Below are 21,790 nucleotides of genomic sequence, written 5' to 3'. Positions count from 1 at the left end.
CAAACCAATCATCTATAGGAACATAGTTAAAACATACCAACAAACAATATGTTTAAAAGTGTCTTGAAAATTATAAAAAAAGAACTTCGGTTGGCGATTCGAGAGCGTCTGGTACTTCTATTGGGAGCCATTATCTTAATGCTCATGGGTGTGGGCCTAATATCGAGTTATCGGAATTTTCAAGAGCAGCAAGTAGCGATTACAAAAGAACAGGAACAGAAAAGAACAGAATGGCTTTCTCAAGGGGATAAACACCCACATATTGCGGCTCATTATGGCACTTATATATTTAAACCAAAATCGGGTTTAAGCATTTTTGACAGCGGTCTGGATGCGTTTACTGGAACCTCTATTTATTTAGAGGCCCATTACCAACATGAGTTTATGTTCAGGCCGGCGCAAGATAAGGGCACTATGGTTCGCTTTGGGGAACTTACTATGGCAATGGCGCTGCAGGTTCTTATGCCCTTACTTATCATCATTCTTGCCTTTAAATCAATTACCCAGGAGCGTGAAAGTGGTACGCTTCGCTTGATGGCGGCTCAAGGAATACGCATCAGTACTATTGTCTGGGGCAAAGTATTGGCTTACAGCGCAATACTTTTGTTGATATTGCTTCCGGTATTACTGGTCATTTTCTTGGGAATTACCATACTTAATCCTCCAGGACTATTGGCATTTTCACCTTGGCGCTTGGTTTTTCTTCTGCTTGTTTATGCCATGTATCTTTTCTTGTTTATAGCGTTTTCGGTATACATTTCATTGTACTCGAAAACCAGTCGAAATGCCTTGTTGAAACTTTTGGTTTTTTGGGTATTGGTTACAGTGCTGGTGCCTAAAACAGTTGCAAATATGGGCAAAGCATCCTATTCACTCCCCAGCATGCATGTTTTTAAAGGAAATATACAAACGGATATCGATAATGGCCTTGATGGAAAAACGCCACGTTCGTTAAGAATAGCACGCTTAAAAGAGGAGTATCTGAAAACCTATAATGTAGATTCTTTACATCAGCTTCCGTTCAATTTTGACGGCATCATCATGCAGGCTGGTGAGGAGCACGGAAACCAAGTGTATGACGTCCACTGGCAACGGTTGCAATCTATATTCGAAGAACAGAATAGGCTATTCGCCTATTCGAGCTTTTTGGATCCATTTATCGCTGTGCAACGTCTCTCTATGGCTTTCTCCGGGACAGATATGTATACCGCTGTTCATTTTGAGGACGAAGTGGAGCAATACCGTAGGACGCTGGTTAAAAAGATGAACAATGATATGGCTCAAAATTCACGTTACGGGGAGTTCTTCGAATACAAGGCGGGAGCATCTTTATGGGAAGCTATAAAAGAATTTAACTACACCATGCCAACAATGTTTAAAGTGCTTCATGCCTATCGCTGGGAGTTAGCAGGGTTATCTGCGTGGTTGTTTTTTGCCTTGGCACTCTTGGGGACTTCGGCTTCGAAAAAAAGATGGAACTTATGAGTAGGATATTCAAAACCATATGGTACTATGAATGGGTAACGTTTAGCCGAAATAAGACCCAAGTTGCTTTATTGGGCACTGTTTTTCTCTTTGGAGTATATGCCATTTTCTGTGGAAAAGCCTATATGGATGGGCAACGGGAGACTATTGTACAATTGATGTCCAAAGAAACCAACGAGTTCGAAGGTTATAGAGGTAGTTTTCAAGATGAACTGGACTCGAAAGAAGCAAAACAATTGCACGATCTGGCCAGTAAACCAGGTTTCGCATGGTTCAGGCATGGTTATCATGTTATTTCATCTCCACATGACTATGCAAACTTGGCTATTGGCCAACGTGACCTTTGTCGGTATTATTATAGACTTACCGGAATGGGTTTACACTATCAACTGTATGAAAATGAAATAGCGAACCCATTTTACTTGATGGTGGGAAATCTAGACCTCTCTTTCATGATTATCTATATCCTTCCATTGTTGATTATCGTTTTTTGCTATTCGATGTATTCTGGAGAGAAGGACGCAGGTATATTACCTCTACTTCAGGTTCAAAGGGCAAGCATCAAAAAAATACTTTTGGTGCGTCTCGCATTTTATTTCTTACTCATAACCGGTCTTGCTCTTTTGCTATCTTTTATTGGGTTTTTGGTCTCTGGAAACCTCTTAGAGAACTCAAACAGTTATGCCGCATTGACTTGGTGTATAGTAGTGGTGGTCTATTGCGCATTTTGGTTTGGACTCTTATTCTTTATCATTGCGTTTCGCCGGAACACTTCCTTCAATGCTATAAGTTCTGTTGGGGCTTGGGTATTGATTCTGATTATTGTTCCTGCGATACTCAACATAACATTGGATCATACCTATCCATTGAACAGTACAGAACTTGCAGGGCTTACCCGCCGTACAGGATTGGAAGATGAAAGTGATGAGGTAGAATCTAAAGAGGTGATTTCCGAGTTTTTAGAATACCGTCCTGAGTTCGCAAAAGACACATCTATAAACACTCAAAATATGATGTCAAAAGCCTACGCTGCTTTTACTTTCTTGAAAGACATTGACAGTAAGGAATTGGTAGACGGGTACAACGGAACTATTCGGGCAAGATCCCGATGGATGTCGAATTTTAGATGGCTTGTTCCTGCAGTGTCCATTCAAGAAACATTTTCAAAAATTGCACATACAGATCTTTCCAACTACATGACGTTCCAGACAGAACTATCTGACTTCCATGTCCATGTTGCGGATTTTTACTTTCAGCGTCTTTTTTTGGACAAAGACATCACACTTGATGACTACGCTGAGAGGCCTCGTTTTGAACCCTATATTGGCGAAACTAACTGGAAAACAGTGTGTATGGATACACTCATAGTAGCTTTATTGGGAGGCTTACTTTTCTTTCTGGGACTATTAATCTTAAAACGAACCAAATGAAACAAACAACTTTATCAATACTAACGCTTCTTATAAGTCTGAGTCTAAGTGCTCAGGATACCGACAATTTCCCTCCTTCCGATATTCCAATTGAAATCGATGTATCCAAAACAGTTGGTGAAATCAAAATCGATGGAAGACTGGATGACCCGGATTGGGAGAAAGCCGACCGAACAGCAGATTTTTTTAGAAGAGAGCCCAGACAAGGTGGTGCACTTAAGTATAAAACAGAAGTTCGGTTTCTGTATGATGACAAGAACCTATATGTAGGTGCCTTTTGTTCAGATTCCGTAGGCATTGAAGGGATACGGATTCAGGATCTTCGAAGGGATTTTAGTTGGGGGGAAAATGATATTTTTGGGATAGCACTGGACCCCCAAAACTTAAAGCAATACGCCCAAGGTTTCCAAACAACTCCCTATGGGAATCAACGTGATTTTCAAAATTTTAATGGAAACAATTTTGATACAGGCTGGAACACGCTCTGGAGGGTACGAACACAAAGAACTGAAAATGGGTATACGGTAGAAATGGCCATACCTTTTAAGTCATTACGTTATAATCTTCCTGAGACAGGCAATCTAATTGAACTTGGTTTCACATTGGTTCGTTATGCGAGAAGAGATATAGAAGTATCCACGTTTCCAGCGATACCGCAGTCCTTTACTCCCTATAGAATGACCTATGCAGCAAAATTGACCGGCATTGAGGCCCCGCCCCCATCAACAAATATAAGGGTTGAACCTTACGCGCTTTATCAATATGATGAAAATAAAGAAGGCAATGTTCTCATAGATAAATTGAACGAACCTAAAACGGGTTTTGATGCCAAATGGGCGGTAAACCCAAAAACAGTTTTGGATTTGACCGTGAACACCGACTTTGCGCAAGCGGATGTAGATCTTGCTGTAAACAACCTGGAACGTTTCAATATTTTTTTCCCTGAGAGACGTCAGTTCTTTTTGGAAAATTCAGGTATTTGGGCTGGCGGGTTACAACAGTCCATTCGGCCTTTCTTTAGTAGACGTATAGGCCTGCAAGGATCATTCAATGCCACCCCTGCACCTATTGATGTTGGTGCACGTTTTACACAGCGGACCGAAAAGAATGCTTTAGCGGGGCTTTTTGTACGTCAACGTGAAACCGAAAATTCCGCTGGATCCAATTTTGGCGTGGTTAGATACTTGAAGAATTATGGAAACGAAAACAATATAGGACTAATGGTCACACATAGGTTGGATGACAATTACTCTGAATTGGGTCTGGAAAGCAACAACAATACTACCATTTCTTTGGATGGACAAATACGACCAACCAGTCAGTGGGACATCCAATACTTGTTTTCCAGCTCCATAGATGAGCTTTCGGGAAACACTGGATATGCTGGGAGAATTTTTGTTGGAAACGATACCAACAAGTATTATTATGGATGGGTAACAGAATACACTGATGCCAATTATAGTCCTAAGATGGGCTTTGTGAGACAGACCGACGTAATACGCCACAATCCCGGAGGGTACTTTATTTGGCGACCCAAAAAGCTTAATTGGATAAGACGCTGGGACCCTGGAATGTTTGTAAATTACAATCATGATGCTACCGACCCAGGTAGTTTTCAGCAAGCCAGCTTGTATATATTTCCAGTATTTACCTGGTTTAAGGATAATAGTTTTTTGGAAGTTTCCACTACTCCAACATGGCAAAACATCAATTTTGCCTTTGCTCCCCTAGGCCTTGAAATTGAGGAGGACAGGTATTTTTATAACCGGTATAAAGTGCAATATAATACGGACCTCTCTAAAAAGTGGTCAAGTGATATTGGCGTTGACCTTGGTAGTTTTTACAATGGTACCAGAACGACCATAAATGCTGCTGCGCGTTTTGCACCTGTTCCACATGCAACCCTTTCCTTGAATTATGAACATAATGATATCAATGGAGTGGGAGTTTCACAGGAAGATTTGAACACCGATTTGTATACGGCCAATCTTCGCCTTGCCTTGAATCCTAGGGTTCAGCTTTCCACCTTTTATCAGTACAATAGTTTTAATGAACAGGGGCGATGGAACGTACGCTTTAGTTGGGAATACATGCCATTGTCATTTATTTATTTGGTATTCAACGATACACAAATTGATGTTTTTGACCCTGTGCAAGAGAGTACCCAATTTATCAGTAAGATTACGTTTTTGAAACAGTTTTAAAATCAGTGATGGTATTCAATCTATAAGACCAACATTCATCAAAGTTTCCCCTTTATTAATTGGTGGTGTGCCTATCATATACAGGATAATACCTGAATTATCAGCAACGATGTCTTCTAAATTTTTTGGGAATTATAGGCATCTATATACAAAGTGGGACAAATGGTAGATTATTTTTTGTGAATGACAGAATTGGATAGGATTTTATCTAAATTGTCTAAGAATAAAAATGAAAAATATATATAATTAGACTTTATGAAAAATCTTATTCTTGGCATGTTCTCGGGTTTGGTTGTAATGGGCTGTAAATCAACTAAAACATTATATGTGGACGAGGATAACAAGACAGAATATATCCAGCGAAACAATGTCGGTGTTGAAGTCATTGACAGCAACTATAAAGCTGAGAACAAAAATGCAGGTAAGTTAAATCGAGAGGGAATCGAATTTGGGAGGCAAGGAAAGTTTGTAAAAGCAAAAGAATTATTCGAGGAAGCAATTGAAATAGAGGACACAAATCCCGCTTATTATACTAACCTTGGAAATTGTGAGATGATGTTGGAAAATTACCAAGCAGCGGAAAGCGCCCATCTTAAAGCTATTGAACTGGATCCAAGGGATTCCAACCCTCGTATTGGGCTGGGGGCTACGTACAATAATTGGGGCAAATACCAGGAAGCGGACAGTGTATTTAACTGGTTCTTAGAGAATGAAGAGGATTATAAAAATGATATGGGATTGGTCTATTATAATTTGGCCGACAATAGGTTGTACCAAGACAAATGTCTTGAAGCACAGAAGTTTCTAGAGAAAGCCAAAATTGAACTTGGTTATGAAACGGAGGCACAGAAATCTATATTTAGATCTCTAGAAGGCAAGATTCAAAAGTGTCTAAAATAAACTAAACCAGAAAAGAATCTAGGAGTTGATAGGATTTTGGTCTCACTGGTAAAACAATAATCATCTATTTTTTATACAGACTAAACGGCACCTATATACATTTTTAAACAATTACATTCGTTTACAAACGAAAGCAAACGTTTAAAAACCTTTTCATGATTTTTTCCCATAGTAAGTTTGTCCTGTCGGATGATAAGAGTTCGATAGTATTAACTGTTTAACACGTAAAACTAAAATTATGAATTCGCTAAAAAACAAAGTACAGTTGATTGGAAACTTAGGAAATGACCCTGAAATGGTAATCTTGGAAAACGGAAACAAACTGGCTAAATTTTCCGTTGCGACCAATGAGTCATATAAGAATGCAGAAGGAGAAAAGATAACAGATACCCAATGGCACAATGTTGTGGCATGGGGAAAAACCGCAGAGATAGTAGAAAACTATTTAGTAAAGGGAAAAGAAGTTGTAATAGAAGGCAAACTGATATCACGGTCTTATGAGACCAAAGAAGGAGAAAAACGATACATCACAGAAATTAAGTGCAACGAGCTGTTAATGCTAGGTAAGTAACTGATTTTATACAGATTATCGAGAAAGGGGGCCAATTGCCCCCCTTTCTTTTAATATGCTGGATTTTAACTTTAACTTAATATAAGATAGCGCAACAATTATAGAAGTTGTGCGTCTAATAGAGTAGAAGTCGGTATCATGAAACCAGTACAAACCCTTACATTGCTTTTTACTTGTTGCTTTTGTCTATCGACATGGGCTCAAAATGATGTGCAATATAGAAAGGGATTGCGTTTTTATGAAAAACTGGCTGAAAGAGATGCTGATTATGAACAATCACTTCAGCTATTGGGTAGTCAAGATGAGTCTGATTATTGGATAGACCAGCGTAACTACGAAAGGCATTTGGGTAAGGCAAACTTTACATCATACTTAGTGTATATGAAAAGTAAAAAAGATGCGTACCATGAACATATGCAAACTTGCGAGCACAAATATAAGCACAGTGATTTGTATTTAGAGAAAGCAAGGGAATACTTATCAGTATCCAATTCAAATGACATAATAAGCCTAAAAGCCCAGAAGGTGGTGCAATCATCTTCTGCTCAAAAGAAAAAAGATAAAGTCTCTGGACATAGAAAATAAAAAGACCGCCAATTGGGCGGTTTTTTTATGCTACTTTCTTAAGCAGGTCAAAACATGGGCAACGCTTGCAGCGTTTATTCTCTCCCTTTTTAAATTTTTTACAGCACTTTATTTTACAATTGGTAATGGGCAATTCCTTTAATAAGGCCTTGTTGGTTTTCTTTAAATCTTTTCTCTTTTTTCCCATCGTAATATGCAGACGGGTCAAAAATAGTTATTTTAAATTAATCTAAATAAAAGAATTGTCAACAATTATTCCCCAGCCGTATTAGAGGCTGCACTTTCTACGTTAATCTGTTGTACATCCCTATCAAAAAGATAGAGACCACCCTTATCATTGCCAATTAAATTGATTTTATCCAATACGGTTCTGGCTAAGGCTTCTTCCTCCAATTGCTCAGCTACATACCATTGCAGGAAGTTGTGCGTGGCATAATCTTTTTCTTGCAACGTAACATGAACAAGTTCATTGATGCTGTTGGATACAAAGATTTCATGCTGATATAGTTCTTCAAACATTTTCTGAAAAGAAACAAAATCCGTTTTTGGTGCTTTCAAGGTAGAAATTTTAGCATGCCCTCCACGTTCGTTGACATATTTCACCAATTTAAGCATGTGCATACGTTCCTCATCAGAATGGCCATACATAAAACCAGCGATTCCCTCCAAACCTTTTACCTCTGCCCATGAAGCCATGGATAGATATACCTGCGAAGATTCAGCTTCTATTTGTATTTGATCGTTAAGTGCTTTTTCAAGTTTCTTTGATAACATAGCTTAATACGTGTTTAAGGTATAAAATTACAAAATGACTATCTGTAATCTTGATTTTTATTGAAATATTAAAACTGGACCATCAAACCAAGGGTATTTGGACCAAAAGATGGGTTCCAGCTTAGGTTTGTTGTTGTCGTATTTTTATCCACCTCATAAAGCAGAAACGAAAATAAACCGGGAAGACTAGGCATAAATATCCTGAGCTAACCTAAAGGTATTGGCATGTGCCTCAACAATTGTTTTAATATCTGGAGAATATCCTCCACCCATACTACATTGCACAGGAATTTTGACTTTATGGCAAGTTTTAAGCACATAACGATCACGTTCCATACAACCATCCAGGGTCATTCCAAGGGTTCCCAGTTTATCAGAAGCAAGAACATCCACGCCACATAGATAAAAGATAAAGTTAGGCTGTACTTTTTCCAATAGCTTAGGGAACGTGTTTTTTAAAATAGAAAGATATTCTTGATCTGTAGTTCCTTTTTCCAAGGGAATGTCCAAATCTGAAGTTTCCTTTTTAAAAGGATAATTTCCTTTACCATGCATTGAAAAAGTGAAAACGGAATCGTCGTTTTGAAAGATTTCGGCAGTACCATTGCCTTGATGCACATCTAAATCCACAATCAGGATTCTTTTGGCCAATCCTTTGTTTTGAAGATACCTAGCTCCAATGGCTTGATCATTGAGCATACAAAAGGCTTCCCCTCGGTTGGAGTAGGCGTGGTGAGTACCTCCAGCAATGTTCATTGCTATACCATGCTTCAACGCAAATCCACATCCCTTAATGGTGCCATCCGCTATAATACGTTCTCTTTGCACCAACTCATTACTTAAGGGAAAACCAATTTTTCTCGCTAAACTTGGTTTAATATCTAGATTGACCAAAGCTTTGTAATATTCTGAATCGTGCACCGCCAAAATGGGATCATCACTTGGAATTTCTGGTTGAAAAAAATTGTCTTCAACACAAGTGCCTTCGTGAAGCAATTGTTGCGGCAACAACTCGTATTTAATCATCGGAAACCGATGCTTCTCTGGTAGTGGGTGTTTATATATGGGGTGAAAGGCTATTTTGAGCATTATGAGATCAAGCTTTTTTATGCAAAGCCAATTGAATGCGCTTTCTTGGGACGTCAACATCTAAAACTTTGACCACAATCTGCTGGTGTAGACTTACATGCTCATTTACATCTTTAACAAAAGAATCTGATAGGTTGGAGACATGGATGAGCCCACTTTCCTTAATGCCAATATCCACAAAGCAACCAAAATTGGTAATGTTATTAACGATTCCCGGAAGCAATTGTCCTTGCTGTAAATCTGTAATTTGTTTGATGTTTTGATTGAAGGTGAATACCTTGGCTTTTTCCCTACGGTCCAATCCTGGTTTTTCCAATTCTTCAAGAATGTCTTCTAAGGTCGGCATTCCAATAGTTTCAGTGCAATAAGATTTAAGGTCAATACTTTCTAGTACTGCCTCATTTCTAATAATGCCAGATAAGAGCACCCCCTTGTCTTTGGCCATTTTCTGCACAATACCATAACTTTCTGGGTGCACGGCGGAATCATCCAACGGATTTTTGCCATCCTTTATGCGTAAAAAGCCGGCTCCCTGTTCAAAAGCTTTACCGCCTAAGCGAGGCACTTTTTTAATGTCAGCCCTGTTTTTAAAAGCACCATTTTCGTTGCGATAAGCCACAATATTTTCCGCAAGCTTTGGACCAATGCCTGAGACATAACTGAGCAGCGGGACGCTTGCGGTATTGATATTAACACCAACGGAGTTGACACAGCTTTCCACTACGGTATCCAAGGAGGTTTTTAATTTGGTCTGATCCACATCGTGCTGGTATTGGCCAACACCTATGGATTTTGCATCTATTTTAACCAATTCGGCCAAGGGATCTGCCAAACGACGCCCGATGGAAACTGCACCTCTAACGGTTACATCATAGTTGGGGAATTCATCCCTTGCAATTTTGGATGCCGAATAAATGGAGGCACCTGCCTCACTGACCACAAAAACTTCAATGGGGTTTTTAAAGCGAATGCGCTTTACCAATTGTTCCGTCTCTCGTGATGCGGTACCGTTACCAATGGCAATTGCTTCAATTTTGTGTGCATCTACAAGCGAACTTATCTTTTTAATGGCGCCAGCGCTATCATTTTGAGGTGCATGCGGATAAATGGTCTCGTTATGTTTTAAGTCACCCTGCGCATCCAAGCAAACTACTTTACAGCCTGTTCTAAAACCGGGGTCTATGGCCAAAATACGTTTTTCACCCAAAGGAGCACCGAGCAATAACTGCTTTAGATTTTTAGAGAATACTTGAATAGCATCAGTATCAGCCTTGTCTTTGGCATTTTTTAAAAGCTCGTTGGATAAAGAGGGTAATAAAAGTCGTTTATAGGCATCGCTTATCGCAAGTTCAATTTGAGCAGTACAAGAGTTGTTTGATTTGATGATACGGCGTTCTATATTGTCAACCGCCCTATCATTATCAATTTCAATTTTTATGCGGATAAAACCCTCTTTTTCTGCTCTTAGGATGGCTAAAAACCGATGCGAAGGACAACGGTTTAAAGGTTCGCTCCAATCAAAATAATCGCGGAATTTTTGTGCTTTTTCGTCATCCTTTTTGGTTTTGATGACTTTGGAGGTAATCAAGGCATGCCGCTCTAGCTGATTTCTGAGTTGGTTGCGAATGTCTGACCGTTCATTGATCCATTCAGATATGATATGACGAGCACCTTCCAATGCGTCATCTTCATTCACAATTTCTTTGCTGAGGTATTTGGAGGCTATGAATTCAATCTCATCACTTCGTTGTGCCATGATAATTTTGGCCAAAGGCTCCAAACCATTTTTACGGGCAGTTTCTGCTTTTGTTTTCTTGCTTTTTTTGAAAGGGAGGTAAAGATCTTCCAAAGTGGTAAGATCAATGCAATTTTGAAACTTTGATTGGAGTTCTGGGGTAAGGAGTCCTTGCTCCTCAACTGCTTTTATAATGGCAGCTTTTCGTTTTTCCAAAGCCTCAAAGTCGGTTTTGAATTTTACGATTTCCCCAACCTGAACCTCATCTAAATTGCCAGTGCGTTCTTTCCGATACCTAGATATAAAGGGAATGGTACAATCTTCATTTAATAATGCAACGGTATTTTCAATGCTTTTTTCTGAAAGCTGAGTGTATTTTAAGATGTAAGGGATGAGTTGCATTTGGGTTTATTGTTGAATTAGTTAGATGCAATTAATAAATATAAAACATCATTCACTTTGAAAATATAAATTCAAAGCTCTAAAATTTTAAAAGAGAATAGTTTTTGGTTTTTCTATCTAAACGCCCAAAAATATAACCTCCTTTGTATTTAAAGACATCAGCGGCAGTGAATCGTTTTATTCCTTCTCTTTCAATATAATCGTGTATGACATAGAAGATGTTTTCTGGCTCCTCCCCATAAGTCAATTCGAAGTTTTCATCCAAAAGACTAAAGATATAAACTGCTTTAGTGTCAGATGCTTTATAAAAGGCCAATGCAACAGGATTTACAAAAAAAGTAACACTTCCAAAAACAGCTACTACGGAGAAAGGACTGGTAAAGGCTATGGCATGCAATAGAGAGTCATTAATCTCCTTTACACTACCGATGTTCACTTGATATGTTCCATCAAATTCATCGACTAAAATAGCAGGATTTCCTGAGGTGACTTTTCGTAAAAATTTTGATGTTTTATCAAACTCTCTATGATTTTCATACCTCCCACCTCTTTGACGTACAGGTCCAATTGCAATGTTAAGAGAATCATGCTTGCTAATATGGTGCTCTTTAATAAGTTTTTTAGTAGCCAAGTCAGTAATCTGAAGCACCATTTCTTGAGTGTTAATCTTTAATTGAAATAGCTTTCCATTTAAAAAGTAGGAGTTGCTCTTTGCTTCCTGCTTAAATGAAGGTTGAGGGATTTTTATAAGATCTACATCCTCTGTATGTAAATTATATGCTATTATTTGGGTTAAATCAGTATTTAAATCAATAACTAAATACAATTTCTCCTCGTTAATATAAAGTTTGTACCAAGAGATCATAGAATCTAGAGAATAAGCAATATCATTTTGAACTAGTTTGATATCTGTAAAAGGCCCTATGGTCGTGCCCAATGCCAAAGCATGTTTTAATCTTGCAGGATGTTTGGCTCCGCCAAAAAAATCATATTTGGACAAATCAATAATCTTTTTTTCATATTGACCAGAGTTATCAAAAATGTATAGATATAATAAGTCCTCTCTATACGACGCGGTTAATAGATGAAATTTATTAGAGTGGTTAAATTGGGTGAGAAGTATTTCGTTTCTTAGCTTAAGATCTATTTCAAAAGTATTTGACCATCTAGTATTAAAATCGAATACTATTCCCGCAAACTTGCTTTTGTCTTTATTAGAATAAAATAAGGTGTATTTAGTGTTTTCAATTGTACCACCAAGTGGAAACTTGTATTTATTTGGAAGTTGTCTAGAGAGTAATCTGCCTTTAGTTTGAAGTGCGCTATCAAAATGGTACGCTGATATGTCACTGTTTTTTGTTAAAAACACAGTAAAACTATCGGTTAACTCATCTACCATAGTAAATGAATTTTGCATTAAAAATGGTGTATCTGGGTAATCTATAGTGAAGTCAAGAAATTCTTCTTGACTGATAACTTTGAGTTGTAGAAAAAGTAAAATCAAAGTTGGATAAAGAAAGGATTTGTACATGGTTTTCTAGAAAGTGTAATAGTTTAGAAATTAACTGATACTTTCTCCAGGATTTACACCATCCTCATCTGGGTTGAGAAACACCAATTTACCTTCTTGGTTTTCGGTCATCAAAATCATGCCTTCACTTTCCACGCCACGTAATTTTCTGGGTGCTAGATTCACCAAAACAGTTACTTTTTTACCTACAATCTCTTCGGGAGTAAAGCTTTCTGCAATTCCAGAAACTATGGTGCGGGTATCTAAACCGGTATCTACTTTTAAAACTAAAAGTTTGTTTGCCTTGGGCATTTTTTCAGCCTCTATAATAGTACCTACACGCATATCCAATTTGGTGAAGTCATCAAAAACGATGGTCTCTTTTTGAGGTTCAATTTCTTTATCCATTTGTTCGTTGGCTTTTTTGGTGGCTTCGAGCTTAGCTAATTGAGCTTCAATTTCTTTGTCTTCTACCTTACGGAATAGCAGTTCACTTTTATTGATTTGATGCCCAAAAGGGAGCAGCGTTTCTTTAGCCCTAAGTTCATCCCAAGAGGTCTCGACTGCGCTCGACGTGACATTTAAGATATTTTTAAGTTTATTGGACGTAAACGGCAAAAATGGCTCACTCAATATGGCCAGGCCCGTTGCAATCTGAAGTGCCACATACATTACGGTTTTTACTCTTTCTTCATCGGTTTTTATAAGTTTCCAAGGTTCCTCATCTGCCAAATATTTGTTTCCTAACCTTGCAAGGTTCATTAGTTCTTGACTGGCCTCTCTAAATCTGTAACGCTCAAGAGAATTGGAGAGCGTATTAGGGAACTCCTTTAAGGCTTCCAACGTTTGTTTATCAATAGCTGAAAATTCACTTGGGGTAGGCACAACACCATCATAATATTTATGGGTGAGCACTGCCACACGGTTTATAAAGTTCCCAAAAATGGCTACCAGCTCATTATTGTTTCTTGCTTGAAAATCTTTCCAAGTAAAATCGTTATCCTTGGTTTCTGGTGCATTGGCGGTCAAGGTATATCTAAGCACATCTTCCATGCCTGGAAACTCTTGCAAATATTCGTGTAACCATACGGCCCAATTTTTAGAAGTTGAAAGCTTGTTGCCTTCTAAATTTAAAAACTCGTTTGCAGGCACATTTTCTGGTAGAATAAAATCTCCATGGGCCTTTAGCATGCTTGGGAAGATGATACAATGGAAAACGATATTGTCCTTGCCAATAAAATGTAGCAATTTGGTGTCCTTGTCCTTCCAATACGGTTCCCAGTCCTTTCCTTCTCTTTCTGCCCATTCTTTGGTAGAGGAGATATAACCGATAGGGGCATCGAACCATACATACAATACTTTGCCTTCGCCGCCTTCAACAGGAACGGGAATTCCCCAATCCAAATCGCGTGTAACGGCACGTGGTTTTAGACCATCGTCTATCCAAGATTTGCATTGGCCGTAGACATTAGGTTTCCAATCGTTTTTATGGCCTTTTAAAATCCATTCTTTTAAGAAACTTTCGTAGCGATCCAGAGGCAGGAACCAATGTTTGGTTTTCTTTAATGTAGGGACATTGCCAGTGATGGCAGATTTTGGATTTATTAAGTCTGTAGCATTTAAGGAGGAACCGCAATTTTCGCATTGGTCCCCATAAGCCTCTTCATTACCGCATATTGGACAGGTTCCCACAACGAATCTGTCTGCTAAAAACTGTTGGGCCTCTTCATCATAAAGTTGCTCGGTTACTTCTTCTATAAAATCACCTTGATTGTATAATTTCTCAAAAAAATCTGAAGCGGTTTTATGATGAATTTCTGCTGAGGTGCGGGAATAATTATCCATGGAAATCCCAAAATCAACAAATGATTTTTTGATGATTTCGTGATACTTATCAATAATTTCTTTTGGAGAAACTCCCTCTTTTTTAGCCTTCATTGGAATAGCCACCCCATGTTCATCACTACCACAGATAAAAGCGACATCGTGTCCTTTTAAACGTAAATAGCGAGAATAGATATCAGCAGGAACATAAACACCGGCCAAATGCCCAATATGGATTGGTCCATTAGTGTAAGGAAGTGCCGCGGTTATGGTATATCTTGATGGAGAATTGGTCTCAGACATGAATCATTTTAATTAAGCCCCAAAAATACTGAATTTCATTCGAGTGATTCTATCCTTTTTAGGGACTTGTTGAGAGGTGTACAGATATTGAAAAATGTAGTTTTTGGAAAATGAAAGGCTAGATAATTAGTATATTATAAGAATATATCTACAAAATATAATTAAATGAGCACAGGTAACCCCAAGAAGTTTAAAAATCTTGAAAAATTCAAAGGAGTTTTAAAAGAAGAGAAAAAGGAAGAAGTAACCCGAGTTTATAAGGACAAAAATCATAAAGTGAAAAAAGCCTTGGCATTTAAAACAGATAGGGATAAACCAAAATTGACGTAAAAAGGAAACCTCCGAATCATGCAGCTCTTACTTGGGGTGGGGAGTTGCACTATCGGAGGAATCTGGAATGTATACGTTACGACTAGTCTACATTATCATTACTGATTTACTCATTTTTTCGTCTCCCACTGAGATTCTATAGATATATTTTCCGGTGGATAAACTATCTCTCATTCGCTCCCTAATATTGATTTCAGCGGAACCTTCCAACATCATTTCATTGAAAACAGTGCCCACATTCTGACCTAAGATGTTGTATAATTGAATGTCAACATGAGCCGCAACGGGCATTTCCAAATAAATATGTGGAGTGCGCTCAGTTGGATAGTAAGGTCTATGGACAATTGTAGCCAATGCATCTGGATCTGGATCCATGCCATCTGGACTTGGAGGGGTATCCGGTAATGTTGGCGGGTCACTATCCATTGCAATATCATCAAAGGTTTCCCCACTACAGTTGAAACCTAGGTCTACTGCTTGATATGGATAACCCAATAAATGGCGCTCAACAGCTTCTCTTGGAACACATAACCATTCTGCCAAGACCGTACCGTAGAGATTTCTAAAATCCATAGTATGTTCTAGATTTCCACGCCCATTGGCATCGTCCAATGAAGGGTGGTCACCAATAAAGGCACTTCCACTTAGTCCTGACCCAAAGAACAGGGTAGGGGCAGCTTTTCCATGATCTGTACCGTTAGAACCATTTTCGAAAATTCTACGGCCAAACTCGGAAAAGGTCATGCTTAATACCTTTTCATCTTGTTGGGTAAAGGCAAGGTCTTCATAGAAATTGTTGATGGCAATGGAAAGATTGGTCATCAATCGTTCGTGGGCAAGTGGCTGATTACCATGAGTATCAAATCCACCCATAGAAATCATATACACTTTTGTACCTAGGTTACCCTTGATCAACCTTGCCAACAAAGCCAATTGCCTTGCAAAACCATTGTCTTGGTATTCTACTTGGTTCTGACCTAACTGTGCAGCTTCAAAAATTTTACCAGCATAAATTTCCGTTGTGTTGGCAACACCTCTCAAAAATTTAAGTTGGTCGCCATACATACAATTGTCAAAAAGTGTAGGATCTAAGCTGTAGTATTCACCATCATCAGCGATACGTTCTAACTGATCAACATTATTGGTTACAAAAGCATAGTTGGTTTGCTCGCCTTGAAAAACCAAGTTGGCCAAATTACCAATTTGAATGGCTGCCGGTGATTCTGGTGGATTCATCAAGTAATCTGGGAAACATTCTTCAAAATGTCTTCCCATCCAACCGGTTCTCTCCCCAGTAAAATTGGTAGTACTTAAATCTGTGTTGGCAAAAATATCCGACCCCGTAAAATGGGACAGACTTTGACCGTCATAACCGACTCCGTGTACTGCTTTAAATTGTCCTTCTCCCCAAAGAGGTTCCAAGGCATTCATATAAGTAGGTACGCCGAAATCATCAGTAAGTTTTAGGACTTTACTTTCTGGAATATAGATGTTTGGCCTTGCATTAGCATAAGTATCATATTGTTGTATTGGGATTACAGTACTTAATCCGTCATTACCTCCAGATAACCTTATCAATATTAAGATATTATCAGTCTCTGCATCTGCGACAGCAGAAGTTAAAGGTGAAGGTGCCGAAGCTGAAACTAAATTACTTCCCAAGAACATAGAACCTGACCCTGCTATACCCAATGCTTGGATAAAGGAACGTCTGCTCCATGTTTTGTGTTCTAAATCGTGGCCATCATGTTCTAGGCCTTTATGTGGTGTTGTATCGTGAGTATGATGAGTATCGCACATAGGTGTAAGGTTATTTAAGTTGAAATTCAGGTTCTCTAACAAGATGAAGAAACAATAAATACACTTGAGTAGGGGCATTTTCCAAAGTCATATCCCAACTGTTGGTTTCATAGGTTCCAGTATTTTCATAAGGCTCCCTAAAAACAGTAATAGCTTGGTCATAATCAGCATCTGTCAACAAACCTTTGGGCAATAGTCTATCTACAATAGCTCTTGTTACTACAGCGGGATCTTGTTCAGCTGCTCCAGCGGGGGTCGCTGCAATACCAAAAGTTCTAAATTGATCTGGATTGGCCTGATAGAAACGATCGACGAAAACTTCCGATGTCAACCAACGACCAATCATAAAATTGGTATTGATCCATTCACGATCTCTTTGCCAACCAGCTACATCAAATGGATCAAACATAGTCTGACCAATCATCCTAGATGCATCAATAACATTTATAACAGTACTATCATCATAGGTAAATCCAGTTTCCTTGATTAGGCCCATATAGAGGTCAAACGGACTCTTTATGATAACACCAATAGCGGTTTCATCAAAGAAATGTTGACTTTTAAATAGTTGTGATAGTACCGGTGCAATTTCAAAATTATTAGAAACAAAAGTTTGGGCCAAACCATTTATAATATCTGGAGCATTACCTCCTTGATCATTGGTTGAATCTGGATGTACAAAGAACTCATATAATTTTTTGCAAATAAAGCCCGCTATTTCATTGACTCTTTCGGTAAATAAGATATTGTGAACATCATCATAACCCCAATTCCCTGTTTGACCAAGAATAGTTTTGTTCTCTGTGTTGAAATCATCAGGATCAAAAGTTACCTGAGTACAACCTTCTTCACCGCGGTTGGTATATCCGGAAAGCGCTTTGGCCGTTTCAACAATGTCTTCTTCAGTATACCCATTGCCTTCACCTAAGGTAAAAAGCTCATATAGCTCACGGCCATAATTTTCATTTGGGTTGTTACCTCTGTTTCTTACGCCATCTAAGTAATATAGCATGGCACTTGTAAGGCCAATTTCGCTTACAAAAGTTCTAAAGTTTCCAAGTGCATTTCGTTGTAGACAGTTTATATAATAGTACAGGAAGGAACTGCAATCATAAACATCTAATTCAGTAACAAAATGGTTGCTCCAAAAGAAGCTCATTCTGTCTCGTAAATTATTGTCCAATAAAGAATTGCCATATGCAATTGAAAACTCTTCCTGTTGGGCTCTTCTTACTTGTCTTGCCAAATCGTCGTCAGCAGGATAATCCGCATTGGTCCAATCTGCCCATAAGGGAGCTGGGATAGGCGGCAGAGCAAGAGCTTGATTTACTAAATTGTCCACAAGGGTACCGGCTGTTTGTCCAACAGCGGCATTAATGGTTTGTATTGAGGCACTAAAACCAAGCCTCCTATACAAATGGGCAGCACGCAACTCATCCAATGGAGTAGTATACGGCGCCAAAGTTGAGGAATTACAATTAATGAAGTACTCCATAGCAATGTCTGGCGTTAATTAGGTCCATAGTTTTGGGGCAACTATATGTTTAGTTAACGTTGGGTGTGGTTCAATTCAGCCAACAAATTACAATCTAAACGCTGTTATTGCCTTGAACTACCAAATTTTTCGATGAACTGCACATATTTTTTAATATTTTTCATAATCTATGGGAAATCATAATGAATTTGGAAAGCTTGGAGAGCAAAAAGCTGTCGATTTTTTACTTGAAAAGGACTATGAGATTCTTCTTAGGAACTATCGCTATCTAAAAGCAGAGGTCGATATCATTGCCAAAAAGGAAGAGGAACTTATTATAATAGAGGTAAAATCTAGAACAAGCGGGTTTTTTGAAGATATTTCAGATACGATAACCCCAAAAAAGATTAGACTTTTAACTATGGCCGCAGACCACTACATTCAAGAAAACGATTTGGAGGTTGAGGTACGGTTTGATATCATTACCGTTATTAGGAAGGGAAGAAGATTTGAGGTTGAACATTTGGAAAATGCGTTTTATCATTTTTAACCATTTGTTTTATTTGTAACAATATGTTATTTTTGCATAAAACCGCCAATAATGAAAACCATATCTGCAGTAGTTGAACATTACATTAAAAAGAAGCCTTTCTTGCAAAGTGCTTTGGCTCAAGGAATCATTAACCTTACATCATTGTCCAGACAAATAAAACCTGAAATATCTGATGCATTAGGAAAAGATGTAAAAGATGGGGCTATTGTAATGGCACTTAAAAGACTTTCTGATGACCTTGAATTTAGAGCCACACATAAAATTGTAAAGGTCCTTAAAAACATTGGGGAAATTACTGTCCGCTCTTCTTTAACCGACTATACGTTTTTGGCTTCTGATACTATTTTGCAACAGCAAGCTCGACTATTGCAAGAAGTGAACGCCAATCAAGATGTGTTTTACACCTCTTCCAGAGGGGTCAATGAGATTAATATTGTAATAAGCAATATCTTGGATGGGGTGGTGGAAAAGTATTTTAAGCATGAACGCTGCACTCAAAAAGCTGAGAATCTATCATCAATTACGGTAAAACTACCTGCGGAAAATGTTTCGGTGCCTGGAATCTATTATTTTATCTTTCAGCGTTTGGCATGGGAAGGCATCGTTTTGTATGAAGTTATTTCTACCACCAATGAGTTTACCATTTTAGTAAATGAGGAGCAAGTAGATGTAGCATTTAAAACAATTAAGGATTTGAAGTCTCTGTAAGAATACATGCTCTAGACTAAATTATCAGCTTTTTCGTTGTTAGAAAAGACACTGCTCTACCAATGATTAAAAAAAGATTCCTCTTTGGTCTACTTGCTATACTACTAATTTATATTGGTTACCTATTGTACATTTTGGTTTTATCACCAAAAACCAATTTGCAATCTATTTATTTAATTCCCAAGGATGCCGTTTTTGTAATTGAATCTGAAAAACCCGTTGAGAGTTGGAAGAAGGTAAGTGAGAGTGATGCATGGCAACACCTTCAAAAGAACGGATACTTTGCGGAACTAACAGAAAATATTCAGAAAGTTGATACCGTATTTAACAACAACAATAAGTTGTTCGAGTTTTTTGATGGCAGATCTCTGTTTATTTCAATCCACATGGTCTCTGAAAAAGATTACGGTATTTTTTATGTGCTTGACTTAAAGCGGATCGCTAAGCTAAAGTTGCTTAAAACCTATTTGAACACACTACTCAACGATAACTACTCTTTAAGCAAACGAAACTATCACAATCATGAGATTTTAGAGGTATATGATCGTAAGAGCAAGGAGACAATGTATCTGTCTTTTGTAAAAAATCAGCTCGTGGCCTCATATACGCATACTTTAGTGGAAGCCTCTATTGATCAATATCGGGAACCAGTGCTTGGTAGGAATTTGAATTTTATTGAGATCAATAAAAAGGTAGGGTATGAAGATTTGTTTAGATTATATCTGCAGTATGATTTTTTGGACGACTATTACAAGCGGTTTTCTAATAAACCCAGTGATTGGGCCAACCGAATAAGTGAGAATTTTTTATTCTCCGGATTCAGTTTTGACGTAGACAAGAATAGCACTATTACTGCCAATGGGTACACAAACATTAGTTCAACAAATCATAATTATTTAGAAGCACTTCAAAAATCTGGTAAAGCCGAAAGAACTATTCCTAGCATAGCACCTAAAAGGACAGCACTATATGTTAGCTATGGCTTCGATAGCTTTTCAGAATTTTATGAGAATTTTGAAACAGTCCAGAAGGATAGTCCTGAACAGTTTGATACGTACCAAGAAGGAATTGAAAAAGTGGAGAAATTCCTTAAGATAGATGTGAAGGAAAATTTTATAAGTTGGATTGGTGATGAGATAGCATTGCTTCAAATTAAATCTGAAATTTCAAAAGGGAAAAATGACCTTGCCTTGGTATTAAAAACTAATGCAATTGAGGATGCCAAAACCAATTTGGATTTTGTACTTAAACAAATCAAAAAGAAAACTCCCGTAAAATTTAAAGCCATTACATATAAGGAGCATGAAATTAATTTTCTATCCATAAAAGGGTTCTTTAAAATCTTATTGGGAAATCGGTTTAAGGAATTTGACAAACCCTATTTTACACTTATAGATCAATATGTGGTATTTAGCAATAACCCCAATACGCTAAAAAGTATTATTGATGATTTTATGGTTAAAGAGACCTTGTCTTCTTCTGAAGATTTTAGGGACTTTGACAAAAACTTTGAAAGTGAGTCCAGTTTATATGTGTACAGCAATATCCCAGTTTTGTATGATAATATGTATTCATTGGCTGATGATTCTACGCGCATACAATTGCGTAAGAACAAAGATTTTATTATTTGCTTTCCTCAGGTAGGGTTTCAATTAACACCAGATGACAATCTATTTGAAAGTAGGCTGGTAGTCAACTATCAAAATGTGGAAGAGGTAAAAACAAAATCCCAATTTCAGGAAGGCGCAGGTGTTTTAAAAAGTAAGGTTCAATCACCAAAAACCAAAGAGATTACAGATGCCATTTTTGACCTTAAACCTATTTACCCAACAGACTTGAATGCAAAAACATTCATGAAAAAGTATTCCAACGGGACTGTAAAATTTGAGGTAGAATTAAAAGATGGCCTTAAACATGGTCGTTATCACGAGTTCTATTCCAATGGTAATGAAAAAATAACAGGACGGTTCAAAAAAGACGAACAAGTAGGTATGTGGCGTTATTTTGATGCTGCTGGAGAGTTGATAAGGAAGAAGCGTTTTTAAGATATTCATTAAAGCATTTCAAGATGTAACTTGCAATTAGTAACTTGATTTCCCAAACTAAGAGTTAC

General features: G+C 37.9%; 17 protein-coding genes. 10 read left to right on the top strand and 7 right to left on the bottom strand.

What is annotated here, in order from left to right; genetic code table 11:
* Window positions 1–63 precede the first annotated feature (63 nt).
* The 6 genes from SJY44_RS00930 (at window position 64) to SJY44_RS00905 (ending at window position 7,175) form a co-directional block, all read left to right on the top strand.
* Window positions 64–1,485 (top strand): ABC transporter permease, encoded by a 1,422-nt coding sequence (locus SJY44_RS00930; protein ID WP_396590883.1) that lies wholly within the window; start codon window positions 64–66, stop codon window positions 1,483–1,485.
* The gene (locus SJY44_RS00925; RefSeq protein WP_396590882.1) at window positions 1,482–2,915 is read left to right on the top strand and encodes a DUF3526 domain-containing protein; all 1,434 of its coding nucleotides are present in this window, start codon (window positions 1,482–1,484) and stop codon (window positions 2,913–2,915) included. Before SJY44_RS00930 ends, SJY44_RS00925 begins: the two co-directional genes overlap by 4 nt.
* A complete protein-coding gene (locus tag SJY44_RS00920) occupies window positions 2,912–5,119 on the top strand; it encodes a DUF5916 domain-containing protein (RefSeq protein ID WP_396590881.1) in 2,208 nt (735 codons plus the stop codon). Before SJY44_RS00925 ends, SJY44_RS00920 begins: the two co-directional genes overlap by 4 nt.
* A 255-nt stretch (window positions 5,120–5,374) precedes the next feature.
* Entirely contained in the window at window positions 5,375–6,019 is a 645-nt protein-coding gene (locus SJY44_RS00915; RefSeq protein ID WP_396590880.1) for a tetratricopeptide repeat protein, read from the top strand.
* Between the two features lie 238 nt (window positions 6,020–6,257).
* Window positions 6,258–6,590, top strand: a complete 333-nt coding sequence (locus tag SJY44_RS00910; RefSeq protein ID WP_298922894.1) for a single-stranded DNA-binding protein — start codon at window positions 6,258–6,260, stop codon at window positions 6,588–6,590.
* A gap of 138 nt (window positions 6,591–6,728) precedes the next feature.
* Window positions 6,729–7,175, top strand: coding sequence for a hypothetical protein (locus SJY44_RS00905; RefSeq protein WP_396590879.1), 447 nt, complete (start codon window positions 6,729–6,731; stop codon window positions 7,173–7,175).
* A gap of 252 nt (window positions 7,176–7,427) precedes the next feature.
* Here SJY44_RS00905 and SJY44_RS00900 read toward each other — a convergent pair whose 3' ends face one another.
* The 5 genes from SJY44_RS00900 to metG all read right to left on the bottom strand — a co-directional run bounded on the left by SJY44_RS00900 (window position 7,428) and on the right by metG (window position 14,812).
* Window positions 7,428–7,949: a ferritin gene (locus tag SJY44_RS00900; RefSeq protein WP_298922892.1), complete on the bottom strand. Its 522-nt coding sequence runs from the start codon at window positions 7,947–7,949 to the stop codon at window positions 7,428–7,430.
* Between the two features lie 186 nt (window positions 7,950–8,135).
* On the bottom strand, window positions 8,136–9,038 hold the full coding sequence (locus SJY44_RS00895) for a histone deacetylase (protein WP_396590878.1): 903 nt from the start codon (window positions 9,036–9,038) through the stop codon (window positions 8,136–8,138).
* 7 nt (window positions 9,039–9,045) lie between these two features.
* A complete protein-coding gene (locus SJY44_RS00890; protein ID WP_396590877.1) occupies window positions 9,046–11,175 on the bottom strand; it encodes a Tex family protein in 2,130 nt (709 codons plus the stop codon).
* A 79-nt stretch (window positions 11,176–11,254) separates the two neighbouring features.
* Window positions 11,255–12,706 carry a hypothetical protein gene (locus SJY44_RS00885; RefSeq protein WP_396590876.1) on the bottom strand — a complete coding sequence of 484 codons (1,452 nt, stop codon included), beginning with the start codon at window positions 12,704–12,706 and terminating at the stop codon, window positions 11,255–11,257.
* Window positions 12,707–12,736: 30 nt separating this feature from the next.
* Entirely contained in the window at window positions 12,737–14,812 is a 2,076-nt protein-coding gene (gene metG, locus SJY44_RS00880; protein ID WP_396590875.1) for a methionine--tRNA ligase, read from the bottom strand.
* A gap of 165 nt (window positions 14,813–14,977) precedes the next feature.
* Here metG and SJY44_RS00875 point away from each other — a divergent pair, with 165 nt between their 5' ends.
* Window positions 14,978–15,142, top strand: coding sequence for a hypothetical protein (locus SJY44_RS00875; RefSeq protein WP_299214507.1), 165 nt, complete (start codon window positions 14,978–14,980; stop codon window positions 15,140–15,142).
* Between the two features lie 87 nt (window positions 15,143–15,229).
* Here SJY44_RS00875 and SJY44_RS00870 read toward each other — a convergent pair whose 3' ends face one another.
* Both SJY44_RS00870 and SJY44_RS00865 read right to left on the bottom strand, forming a co-directional pair.
* Window positions 15,230–16,942 carry a DUF1501 domain-containing protein gene (locus tag SJY44_RS00870; protein ID WP_396590874.1) on the bottom strand — a complete coding sequence of 571 codons (1,713 nt, stop codon included), beginning with the start codon at window positions 16,940–16,942 and terminating at the stop codon, window positions 15,230–15,232.
* Between the two features lie 10 nt (window positions 16,943–16,952).
* Window positions 16,953–18,437: a DUF1800 family protein gene (locus SJY44_RS00865; protein WP_396590873.1), complete on the bottom strand. Its 1,485-nt coding sequence runs from the start codon at window positions 18,435–18,437 to the stop codon at window positions 16,953–16,955.
* A gap of 169 nt (window positions 18,438–18,606) precedes the next feature.
* Here SJY44_RS00865 and SJY44_RS00860 point away from each other — a divergent pair, with 169 nt between their 5' ends.
* The 3 genes from SJY44_RS00860 (at window position 18,607) to SJY44_RS00850 (ending at window position 21,722) form a co-directional block, all read left to right on the top strand.
* A complete protein-coding gene (locus SJY44_RS00860; RefSeq protein ID WP_396590872.1) occupies window positions 18,607–18,966 on the top strand; it encodes a YraN family protein in 360 nt (119 codons plus the stop codon).
* A 51-nt stretch (window positions 18,967–19,017) separates the two neighbouring features.
* Window positions 19,018–19,677: an aspartate kinase gene (locus tag SJY44_RS00855; protein ID WP_298922883.1), complete on the top strand. Its 660-nt coding sequence runs from the start codon at window positions 19,018–19,020 to the stop codon at window positions 19,675–19,677.
* 62 nt (window positions 19,678–19,739) lie between these two features.
* Window positions 19,740–21,722, top strand: coding sequence for a DUF3352 domain-containing protein (locus tag SJY44_RS00850; RefSeq protein WP_396590871.1), 1,983 nt, complete (start codon window positions 19,740–19,742; stop codon window positions 21,720–21,722).
* The last annotated feature ends 68 nt before the right edge of the window (window positions 21,723–21,790 follow it).

The sequence above is a fragment of the Allomuricauda sp. R78024 genome, assembly GCF_044596045.1.
GTDB lineage: Bacteria > Bacteroidota > Bacteroidia > Flavobacteriales > Flavobacteriaceae > Flagellimonas.
Note: the sequence above shows the minus strand (reverse complement) of the source record. Positions and strands in the feature narration are given on the sequence as shown.